General features: G+C 47.1%; 11 protein-coding genes. 1 reads left to right on the forward strand and 10 read right to left on the reverse strand.

Annotated elements, in window-relative coordinates:
• Window positions 1–149: 149 nt before the first annotated feature.
• From ACQY6F_RS16830 to ACQY6F_RS16870, 9 genes are all read right to left on the reverse strand, one after another.
• Entirely contained in the window at window positions 150–401 is a 252-nt protein-coding gene (locus ACQY6F_RS16830) for an SRPBCC family protein (RefSeq protein WP_428776071.1), read from the reverse strand.
• A 96-nt stretch (window positions 402–497) separates the two neighbouring features.
• The gene (locus ACQY6F_RS16835; protein ID WP_428776073.1) at window positions 498–1,673 is read right to left on the reverse strand and encodes an MFS transporter; all 1,176 of its coding nucleotides are present in this window, start codon (window positions 1,671–1,673) and stop codon (window positions 498–500) included.
• Window positions 1,666–2,388 (reverse strand): aspartate/glutamate racemase family protein, encoded by a 723-nt coding sequence (locus tag ACQY6F_RS16840; protein WP_428776074.1) that lies wholly within the window; start codon window positions 2,386–2,388, stop codon window positions 1,666–1,668. The genes ACQY6F_RS16835 and ACQY6F_RS16840 overlap by 8 nt, the downstream gene beginning before the upstream one ends.
• Window positions 2,389–2,492: 104 nt before the next feature.
• Complete coding sequence (gene phaC / locus ACQY6F_RS16845) at window positions 2,493–4,304, reverse strand: class I poly(R)-hydroxyalkanoic acid synthase (protein WP_428776075.1); 1,812 nt, start codon at window positions 4,302–4,304, stop codon at window positions 2,493–2,495.
• A 60-nt stretch (window positions 4,305–4,364) separates the two neighbouring features.
• On the reverse strand, window positions 4,365–4,712 hold the full coding sequence (locus ACQY6F_RS16850; protein ID WP_428776077.1) for a phasin family protein: 348 nt from the start codon (window positions 4,710–4,712) through the stop codon (window positions 4,365–4,367).
• Window positions 4,713–4,736: 24 nt separating this feature from the next.
• Window positions 4,737–5,945, reverse strand: coding sequence for an acetyl-CoA C-acetyltransferase (locus ACQY6F_RS16855; protein ID WP_428776079.1), 1,209 nt, complete (start codon window positions 5,943–5,945; stop codon window positions 4,737–4,739).
• Window positions 5,946–5,963: 18 nt separating this feature from the next.
• Window positions 5,964–6,704 carry an SDR family oxidoreductase gene (locus ACQY6F_RS16860; RefSeq protein WP_428776081.1) on the reverse strand — a complete coding sequence of 247 codons (741 nt, stop codon included), beginning with the start codon at window positions 6,702–6,704 and terminating at the stop codon, window positions 5,964–5,966.
• Window positions 6,705–7,313: 609 nt separating this feature from the next.
• Window positions 7,314–8,600 (reverse strand): DEAD/DEAH box helicase, encoded by a 1,287-nt coding sequence (locus ACQY6F_RS16865; RefSeq protein WP_428776083.1) that lies wholly within the window; start codon window positions 8,598–8,600, stop codon window positions 7,314–7,316.
• 34 nt (window positions 8,601–8,634) lie between these two features.
• The gene (locus ACQY6F_RS16870; protein ID WP_428776084.1) at window positions 8,635–9,228 is read right to left on the reverse strand and encodes an ACP phosphodiesterase; all 594 of its coding nucleotides are present in this window, start codon (window positions 9,226–9,228) and stop codon (window positions 8,635–8,637) included.
• A gap of 214 nt (window positions 9,229–9,442) precedes the next feature.
• Here ACQY6F_RS16870 and ACQY6F_RS16875 point away from each other — a divergent pair, with 214 nt between their 5' ends.
• The gene (locus ACQY6F_RS16875; RefSeq protein WP_428776086.1) at window positions 9,443–10,876 is read left to right on the forward strand and encodes a methyl-accepting chemotaxis protein; all 1,434 of its coding nucleotides are present in this window, start codon (window positions 9,443–9,445) and stop codon (window positions 10,874–10,876) included.
• A gap of 46 nt (window positions 10,877–10,922) precedes the next feature.
• On the opposite strand, the gene ACQY6F_RS16880 is transcribed toward ACQY6F_RS16875, so the two are convergent.
• A partial coding sequence (locus ACQY6F_RS16880; protein ID WP_428776088.1) for an Lrp/AsnC family transcriptional regulator occupies window positions 10,923–11,252 on the reverse strand: 330 nt, incomplete at its 5' end.

The raw sequence follows: 11,252 nt of genomic DNA on the forward strand, positions 1-11,252 counted from the left end.
TCCATGCCGATCATGGATTGAAAAAAACGCTTCAAAAAGAACAGATACCACGGCAGCTTACCACGCATTATCCATTCGACTTCGGTCATTCCTGCCTGATTGGAGACGACAAAAGCGACTTTCGCACGACTTTTGAAAGGTCGCTTAAACTAAATAACCGCGTCGATGCGCTCATCGGTCAGATGCTCCAGCTCAATCCTGCCTTCGCCCACCAAACGGCCGTCCCAGCCATAGACAGCACCAGGCTGCTGCTGAAAACTACTAAACTCCACACGACAGTTAGGCTCCATAATCAGCCAGGGCGACCATTTCGGCCAGGTGGTAAAATCGCTAAGGTAGTCGATAACCTCAGTGGGTGATTTGTCTATCTGGATACTTCTTGAAACTGTGTAAGTAAGCATTGACTGTTCCTTTCATAATATCCGCTCTGTTTCACCATAGCCGTGTTCACTTCAGCTACCAACTTAAGTTGCAAACTAGAACGAAGTGGCCTGGCACTATTCCACTGCAACCCGAGCCGAACGTTTGGCAAATTTAAACAAAAACAGCGCCAGCACCACGACCACCACAGGCAGTACAATCAGGTTCAGTTTTTGCCAGCCATAACTGGCTTCCAACCAGCCTGACAGTAGTGCCGTTACCGTTACGCAACTGAACACGACAAATTCATTCAGTGCCTGTGCTTTGGCTTTGTTGTGACCCAGATATGACTGGCTAAACAGCCCAGTCGCGGCAATAAACATAAAGTTCCAACCGACTCCCAGCAATATTAGCGCCAGAGTGAAATGCCATAAGCTCTGTCCATGTAGATTGATTGCGATGCATAACACGAACAGCAGTGCACCACAGACAATCATAGCTTGAGCTCCGAAGCGTTCTATCAACCTGCCGGTAAAAAAGGCCGGCACAAACATACCCAGTACATGCCATTCGATCACGCCCGCCGCATGGTGAAACTCAAAACCATCGCCAACCATTGCCAGCGGCGTTGCCGTCATCAGGATATTCATCACGGCATAGGAGACCATTGCAGCCAATACGGCCAACACAAAATTGGGCTGCTTCACCATCTCACCAAGCGGATCGGCTTTTACATTGCCTTCATGCTCACTGCTCTCCGGGAAACGGATGGTCTGCAGTAAAAACAGCGCGATTACGTTTAAACCAATCAGCGCTACAAAAGCACCAACATAGTCCACGCCAGCCATCAGTGACTGAGAATGTACCGCCAGATTAGGCCCAAGCAACGCCGCCAACACGCCACCAGCCATAGAAATTGAGATGGCTCTGTGGCGGGCATTTTCATTACAAACTTCTATCGCCGCAAAGCGATAAAGGGTACCAAAGCCAATACCGATTCCGATTAAAAATGTGCCGAGACAAAATAGGTAGAACTGCGATTGCACCAGGGCCCACGTTGCCACCGAGGCACCGGATATACCGACTATATTGCCAATACTAAATCCCTTTCTTCGCCCCAGACTGCCCATAATAAGAGATGCCGGTATCGTGGCACTCATCAAACCGAGAAATTGCATCGCGACCGGTAAGGTAATCATACTGGAATCCGGGGCGATTGAACGGCCGACCAGGCCAACGACAGAGATCAGTAAGATGTTGCCTGTCATCAACAAAGCCTGACAAAGCGAGAGTAACCAGACGTTTTTATTCATCGCTATCGTTCTCTGTCATCGCCCCTTGCAACGCCAGCTCTATCGCCGCCTTAGCATGAATAGCTGTGGTGTCATAGAGAGGGATGTCGACATCCTGCTGCTCAACCAGCAAACCTATCTCGGTACAACCAAGGATGATGGCTTGGGCACCCTGACTTTTCAGTTGATTGATCACATCGATAAATTCCGCTTTGGACTCGGGACGTATTTGCCCTAGACAAAGCTCCTGGTAGATCACCTGATGTACCCTCTCTCTTGCATTGGCCTCCGGCACCAGCACTTCCAGGTCGAATCTCTGTTGCAGCCTCTGTTTATAGAATGACTGCTCCATAGTAAATGCGGTACCAAGCAGTCCGACCCGGCGGATATGCTCTTTAGTCAGTTGCGCGCCGGTGGCGTCAGCAATATGTAGCAGCGGGATCGTCACGGCATCAGCGACCTCGTCGGCGACTTTGTGCATGGTGTTGGTACAGATCATCACAAAATCCGCGCCCGCTTGCTCAACGGATTTGGCTGCAGTCACTAACAGGTCTGCAGCGTCATCCCAGCGGTTTTCTCGTTGCATCGGCTCTAATTCAGCGAAATTGATACTATTTAACACGATCTTAGCACTATTTAATCCGCCTAATCGCTGTTTTATACCCTGATTGATTAACTGGTAATAGCTGGTGGTAGACTCCCAACTCATCCCTCCGATAAGCCCGATTGTTTTCATAATCACTCCCTGTTATTGAAACCCTACTACAGCAAAAGGTACCGCGAAATACAAACAAAAAGCGGAGCTCTTGGCTCCGCTTTACTGCACTACATATCAACCAGTTAAGATTCGACTGTCGATTCCTGTGACTGCTGCACAGGTTCCTGAACCGGCAATACTTGTTTAACGTATTGTCCAGGTGCGGCCTCAATAACCGGATACTGATCGTTGCCTTGTGTATAAGGGGCTACTTTCTCCTCCGGGTTGAAACTCAATAACCACTGATTCCAGTGAGTCCACCAGGAACCTTCGTGGTGCGTAGCATTGGCAACCCACTCTTCCGCCGTATCATCGAGATTATCATTCAACCAGTAACCGTACTTGTTTTTGTCCGGGTGGTTGATGATGCCAGCGATATGACCAGACTCGCCAAGTACGAAGGTTTTGTTACCCCCAACTTGTAACGCGCCTCGATAGGTACCCTGCCACAAAGCAATATGGTCTTCTTTGGTGGAAATGAAGTAGCTCGGAATTTTAATCTTGTTCAGATCAATCCATACCCCACCAATTTTAACCCCTTTGTCCTGCACCAGTTTGTTTTCCAGATACAGTTCCCGTAACAGGAAATTATGGCAATTAGCCGCGACGTTGGTACTGTCACTGTTCCAGTAAAGCAGGTCAAAATCGACCGGGCTATTACCTTTCAGGTAGTTATCAACGTAGTAATTCCAGTACAGACTGTTTTCCCGCAACAAGCTGAAGGTGACACTTAACGAGCGTCCATCCATGTATCCTTTGAGATTGTTTTGCACCTCAATGGCACGGATGATGGTGTCATTAATATAGGCCCCCACTTCACCGGGCTGAGAAAAGTCCAGTAAGGTGGTAAAAAACGACGCACTTTTAATGCGTTTCTTCATACGTTTGGCCGCGTAGTACGCTATGGTCGACGCCAATACGGTTCCGCCGATGCAATAACCGACCGCATTGATTTGCTCCTGGCCGGTGATATCTTCTATGGCAGTAACTGCCTTCACCACGCCTTCGGTAACATAATCGCCAAATTCCACTTCTGCTTGTGCTTTGCCAGGATTGCGCCAGGACATCATAAAGACGCAGTGACCCTGCTCCAGCAACCAGCGCACCATGGAATTCTTTTCGCGCAGATCCAGAATGTAGTACTTATTAATAAACGGCGGCACGATCAAAACCGGAGTCGCATTTACCTGCTTGGTAAGCGGCCGGTATTGAATCAGCTCAAACAGCTCATTTTTAAATACGACATCGCCTGCGGTGGTGGCGACATCGGTACCGACTGCAAACGCATTGTTGTTGGTCATGCGAATTTTCAGTATATCGGCACTTTGCTCGACATCTTCCTTCAGCTGTTCCAGTCCCGCTAGCAGATTTTCACCGTTTCTTTCCAGCGTGAGTTTCAATAACTCCGGATTGGTGGCAATGAAATTGCTCGGGGAGAGAGCGTTTAACGCCTGGCGAGAGAAGAATAAAATGCGTTCTTTGGTTTTTTCATCCAGACCTTCGATACTATTGATCGTGTCCAGATACGTTTTGCTAAATAGTAAATACGACTGCTTAATGAAATTGTAAAAGATCTCGTTCTGCCAGGCTTCATCGGCAAAACGTTTGTCACTTTTATCAGCTTCCACCACTTTGTGTTCTGTATTACCAGCCAATGCGGTCTGTTGCCAGATTTGAAGCTGTTGCTGCCACCACTCAGCCTGCAGTTTCAGCATTGCTGCGGGTTGATTCGCAGCTTGCTCAAACAACCGAGCGGTGTCTTCCAAGTTCACTTCTTGCATCGCTTTATTTAGCGGAGAATTAACGGCTGCCCTGCTCAGTTCAAGATCTTGCCACCACTGTTGATTGGTTTCCTGGAGCTTCACAAGGTAGTCCGAAAAGAAGTGTTGAAACATAGTAATACTCCTATATTCGGAAAAAAGCCGCCCAGGATGGGCGGCAGATAGGGTGAGTACTTATGCTGGATTGACTGATTTGATGTTCTCGGTCGTCAGTTTTTCAACATCTTCTTTGAACTCTTTGGCGATTGACTGCAGCTTATTGCTGTCGTCCATCATCTGTTGAGACAGCTTAGTCAGAACAGACAGTTGCTGACTGTTGAATGCTGTCAGTGAAGTCACATCTTTGATTTCACTCGCCGCTTTCATTTGAGTCAGACCCATTTCGCTGTAAGTACGAATCGCGTTTAATTGCAGCTCAGTGAGGACTTCAACGTTTTTAGTAACCAACTTATTGAATTTCACATACGGTTCCATAGTTTTTTCGGTTTGGTCTGTGAAAGTTTTAAAAAAATCCGTGTACATATTAATTACTCCTGCAGTAGAAAATTAGTTAACTGACTTAACGATAACAGCAGTGCCCATACCACCACCCACACAGAGTGAAGCCACACCATACTGACCATTTTGTCGATTAAGTTCATAGATAAGTGATACGAGAATGCGGTTTCCAGACGCACCGAGAGGGTGACCCAAAGCTATCGCTCCACCATTGACGTTTGCTTTATTCAAAATTGAATCTGGCGATACATCGTGCTTGTCGGCCAATTGGTTAACAACGCCCAAAGCTTGTGCCGCGAAAGCTTCATTAAGTTCGTAAACGTCGATATCACCCAGGGACAAATCAGCCTTATTCAGCGCCTTAGACACCGCTTCAACGGGACCTAGCCCCATGATTTTTGGATCCAAGCCACTTTGCGCAGAAGCGACAACTTCGACCAACGGCGTTAAGCCAAACTGCTTGACCGCTGACTCACTGGCAATAATCGTTGCACTTGCCCCGTCATTGATGCCAGAGGCATTGCCTGCGGTAACCGTACCTTCTCGGTCAAATGCTGGACGTAATTTCTGCAATCCTTCCAGAGTCGCATTGGCCTTTGGATACTCATCGGTATCGAACAACACTGTTTCGCGGCGTTGTTGCACTTCGACCGGAACAATTTCATCAACAAACTTGCCAGATTCGATAGCCGCAACGGCTTTCTGTTGGCTTGCAAGAGCAAACTCGTCCTGCTGCTCACGGCTGATACCAACTTCATTGGCGACGTTTTCAGCCGTAACTCCCATGTGGTACTGGTTAAAAACATCAGTCAGGCCGTCGTTGATCAGAAGATCCGTCAATGTCATGTTGCCCATTTTGTTACCGTCGCGAACGCTGGCCGGGACGATAAACGGGATTTGAGACATTACTTCGACACCGCCGGCTACGACTATATTTGCGTCGCCCGAACGGATATGAGACACCGCGTCCATCACGGTTTTCATACCGCTACCACAAACCATGTTAACGCTGTAGGCCGGGACTGAGTCAGGAATGCCAGCATATATTGCTGCTTGACGACTGATCCCCATGCCCTGGCCGGCTGCCACGACATTCCCCATGATCACTTCATCAACGCTTTCCGCCGTAACCCCACTTTGTTCTAATGCGGCTTGAATCGCGACAGAAGCTAGTTTTCCTGCTGAGATATTTTTAAGGCTGCCACCAAATGCACCGATAGGTGTGCGCTTTGCTGCAACAATAAATACTCTTTCCATAGTAATACGTTCCTCAAGTTACTGCATGTACAGGCCGCCGTTGATGGACAGCGTCTCTCCGGTGATATATGCCCCGGCATCGCTCGCCAAGTAACTTACCGCTTGGGCAACTTCTTCTGGCATTGCCAGACGTTTCATCGGAATGGATTCTTTAATGGAATCAAGGACTTCAGGTCGCATCTGCTCAACCATCGGCGTTAGCGTATAGCCAGGGGCAACTACGTTAACCGTAACTCCGCTTCGTGCACCTTCAGCAGCCAGCGCTTTTGAAAAACCAATCATGCCCGCTTTGGCAGCAGAGTAGTTGGTCTGACCAAACTGGCCTTTTAAGCCATTAACTGATGAGATATTTATGATGCGTCCATTACCTTTCTCGCACATTGCAGCGAACAGAGGTTGAGTCACATTAAATAAGCTGTTGAGGTTGGTCTCAATGACTTCTTTCCACGCCTGTGGTGTCATTTTTTTGAACAAGCCATCTCTGGTAATACCTGCATTGTTAACCACCACATCGATGGTCCCCTCTTCTTCCAGCAATTTTGCCAGACGTTCGATACACTGCTCAGTATCTGTAACATCCAGTTCGAATAAGCGCACTTGATCCTGGTTAAACCCTTTTTCGTTAAACCATTCTAAAGCACATTCATATTTTCCAGTGAAGTGAGTAGCAATGACCCGATAGCCGTCATCGACCAACTGTGAGGTGATAGCAGAACCAATCCCGCCTTTAGATCCGGTGATCAAAGCGATTTTTTTCATTAATAGACTCCATTCTTAACAGCATATTAAATGTGTAGTGTTTATTCCAAAAAGAAATAAACAACCAACCGACGTTATTGTTGATTTACGTATTAAAATAAATTCCATTTCCTTTTAATTAAACTAACCCTTGATTGTTACAATTCAAATATTATTTTAATTAAAAGTTATAAAGTTGATGGCGATCTCATACCGAATGAAATGTTAGAATGTTGTTAAATGATGATAAGTGGCTGTATTTAAAGCTTTATTTTGAAAAGTGTGAAACCACGCATGATATGCAACCTATTGTTTTTTAATAGATAAATGGGCGTTTGTAAAATTTCACAAAAGAAGTGATATCGATATTATAGAGTAATAACTTCGAAAGCTATTGATAAGCACCGTGGAGCAAAAGTCGGTTAATAATAATGATTTATATTTATAGTTTTATATGTTTGCTCACTATTTTGGTGAGTCTCCGCACTAAAAAAGCACAATGAAAAAACTGAGCAAAACACCTAAAACATGACATACCGTTTAAAACGCATGGTATTTAATGACTTAAGTAATATTAACCGTGAATTTTATTTTTCAGTGTGCAATTCATTAATTAACAATTTAAGTGCATTATTTTTTTCGGCCATGTTTCCCGCGGCCAGAATGAATTTTCAGCCGAGCTTTCATTTTTCTCTTTTCCGCAGAACGACTCTGTCTCTTGACTGGTCTATCATCGTGCATTGGCGGCAGCGTACCTGGCTCGTAGCCTGCCAGCCACTCTTGGGGTAACCTCTCATCCAACAACCGTTCTACAGCCTGCAACAAAGGCTCCTCTTCTCGGCACATGAGTGACACAGCAAGACCTTCACTGCCCGCACGTCCCGTACGGCCTATACGATGAATGTAGTCTTCTGCCTTATATGGCATATCAAAATTGACGACCTGCTCGAGTTGCGGAATATCCAGTCCGCGAGCAGCAACGTCGGTGGCAATCAGTGCTCTTACTTCGCCGTTACGAAATTGATCCAGAGCGCGCAATCGTGCTCCCTGGCTTTTATCACCATTTATCGATACCGCTTTGATACCATCAAGCTTAAGTTGTTGTGCCAAATCGTCTGAGCCAGACTTGGTTTTGGTAAAGACCAACACCTGGCGCCAGTTTCTACTGCCAATCAAATGTGACAACAATTCGCGCTTGCGCTTTTTATCAACTGGATAGACGATTTGTTTTACTGTTACGGCAGTTTGGTTCGGCGGTGACACTTCAATCGACCGGGGTTGATTCATTATTCTGTGTGCCAAGGCCTTAATACGGTTATCCAGGGTCGCGGAAAAGAGCAGCGTTTGTCGCTGAGCGGGCAACCGCTTCGTAATCCGTTGTATATCTGGCATGAATCCCATATCCAACATACGATCCGCTTCATCAAACACCAGATACTCTGTTTGTTTTAAACTCACATGCCGACAGTGCAGGTGATCCAGCAGTCGCCCCGGCGTGGCAACCAGAATATCGACCCCGCTTTTTAGCTGTTGAGTCTGAACTCTCATACTGGTTCCGCCATAGACCACGGCGACTTTAATGGCTTGTCCTTGGCTGTACTGGCATAAATTGTCGAACACTTGCTGAGCAAGTTCCCGGGTAGGAACCAGGATTAGTGAAAATACATGACCAGCTGAATTCTGATTCTCAGTAACAGTTTCAGTCGATGCATCCCGGCTAAGAAGTTTTTGAATCAGTGGCAAGCCAAACGCCGCTGTCTTGCCGGTCCCGGTTTGGGCACAGGCCAATAGATCGTCACCACTTAGAATGGCAGGTATTGCGCGGGACTGAATTTCAGTGGGTGACTGAAATCCAATGTGTTGCAGTTGCTGGGCAATTGTGGCGGATAAACCTAAATCGATAAATGGCTGACACATAGTAAAGACCGGAAGCGGAAAACCGGCAAGTCTATCAGATTGGCCGTTGTTGTGCTTCGAATAATACCTGCTGATACAAAATATCAAACTGTTCACTAAACACAGAATAGTGCTGTTCCAGGACATCAAAACAGTTAGCCAGTGGCGCCATCCTCGGGCTGCGCAGCGACATGCGCTCCAGCGCCAGTTGGATATTGTCTAACTCCCGATAAGACGTTAACCAGCAGCCCCGCCACATATGGGCGCTAACGGCCAGGTAACGCTCAGGCAATCGCTGTGGTTGGCAGAGCTGATGTTCCTGCGAAATTGATTGTTGAGCCTGGCGGCAAAACTGTTCGAGCGACAAATCAGAGTATTGAGGCCACCGTTTCGCCAGAAAATGATCCCACATCATATCCAGCGCTATACCGGCATAGCGTCTGGTTCCATCGCTAAAGTAGCGTTTGGATAATTCGGTTGCCGGATGTCGATCAGTAAAACTGTCGACCCAACGATGGAGTCGAATGCCATCGGCGATATCTGTTGGATAGTACCGGTAGGGATCGCCTTTAACAAAATCCCCCAACAGGTTCCCCAGTAAGCTGGATTGGCAGTCATCGGCAATATGTAAGTGAGCGAGAAAGTTCATCTATAGATTCTTGTCGGTTGTGACGTGGCTGCATACTTCACCACGAATGGTAACTGTTGCACGACAGGTCGATAATTCCTTGATATGTGGGACTTAGATCGCATATTTGTATTGAACGACATTCTAAATTACACATTTACGTGTACTTCATCTCACTAATAACAGCACAATTATAGAAAATTATCAGTAACGATATGAGCCAGACGGAGCAATAATGAAACAAGTAGAATTCAGGACTATCGACAGACTGTTTATTAAAATGTCGATCAACGACAAAATATGGCTGATCAGCGCTATTTTCCTGCTGGCGATAACGACTATAGCCAGCCTGCGTTATGCCGACGCACTGCAGCACATAGAAAACCGCTCCATTGTGGCCGCCGAGCACAAACTTAGCGGATTGCTGTCTGGTACAAATATCGGCGACCTTAAACAGCTAAAAGGCGTGCCATCACTTAAAGCCAGCCAATATCAGGACGGCATCGTTACCGTCACTGCCAAAGCACCCGATGGCAAACTCTACTCGTTGACTGAAGATTTCAGCCAACAGGATAAACTACAGCGTCGCGACGCGTTTAACAGCCTTTTACTTAGCGCGCTTTGGTTAATTCCTTTTGGTCTGGTTGCATATTGGGTTGCCACATTCATCGGCGGTGCGTTGTGGGTACTGCATGACACGACGGTAAAAATTGCTAAAGGCGATCTTACTTCAAGGCTCGGTTTTCACCCTGGCCGCGATGAGTTCGGCACTATAGGCTGCGCACTGGACAACGCCATGGACACGCTCAGCGAATTAGTGGATACCGTAAAAGATAACGCTGCTACTCTGGATGAGACTACGTCTGCGTTTGAGCAGGAAATGAAACAAAGTGAAGCGCAAATTGCCAATCAGTATGCTTCTCTGGACTCTGTGGCCACCGCGATGGAAGAAATGACGGCCTCTGCCCAGGAAGTCGCGAACATTGCCAATCAGGCTACCGAACAAACCGAGCTGGATGCCAAACAGTCAAATGACAGTAGCAGAAAAGTGCAGCAAGCTATCGCAGAAATTGCCCAGCTTAGCCAGTTAATTGAGCAAGCGTCTTCTTCAGTCACGACCCTCAATCAAAATACCAGCCAGATTAGCGAAGTTATTACGACGATCAATGGCATCTCTGAGCAAACCAACCTACTTGCGCTCAACGCCGCAATTGAAGCCGCGCGAGCTGGAGAACAAGGGCGTGGATTTGCAGTGGTTGCAGACGAAGTTCGCACCCTCGCCAGCCGTACTCAATCTGCTACGGTCGAAATCCAGGCCATGATCGAACAACTGCAATCTGAAAGTCACAATATTGCTCAAATTACCCAAAGTACGGTTAGCCAGGCGGAAACCAGCAGCCAGCTAGTGACTAATATTGGTCATGATGTTGATGCCATCGCCGAATCTGCGCGAACCATTAACGACATGAGCGTGCAAATTTCATCTTCTGCTCATGAGCAGAGCGCAGTCGCTAACGATATCGCTTCCGAACTGTCTGACATTCGCAGCCAGTCCAATACCATCAAGTCGGTCGCTGAAGACTCATCACTCGGCGTGACTAACCTTGCCAAAGCCACCAAAAACTTGAGCGAAATTCTCGCCCGTTACCAAACCTCTCAGCAAGCATAATTTACCAGGCCCAGATTATTCTGGGCCTGGTTCATTTTGAGGCCGACTATTCCGAAAATATTGGTAATGCGCGGCTCTGCTTCACCTGGCGAATAGCCAGGTGGGTGTGGATATCTTTCACAAACTGGGATCGCTGCAACTTTCGGGTAAAAGCTTCATAGCCGGTCAGATCTTTGGTAACCACCTCCAGCAAATAGTCGTAACCACCCGACACCACATGGCAGCTAATGACTTCATCCATATCCTGCAAGCCCTGTTCAAACTTTTCTATTGAATCAGCCTGATGGTTATTAAGGCTAACTTCTACAAAAACGGTCATCCCGATTCCTACCGCGCTCTTATCCAGCACGACGGTGTAATTGGCAATAACCCCCTG

Origin of the sequence: Vibrio sp. (assembly GCF_050299255.1) — a bacterium.
Lineage (GTDB): Bacteria > Pseudomonadota > Gammaproteobacteria > Enterobacterales > Vibrionaceae > Vibrio.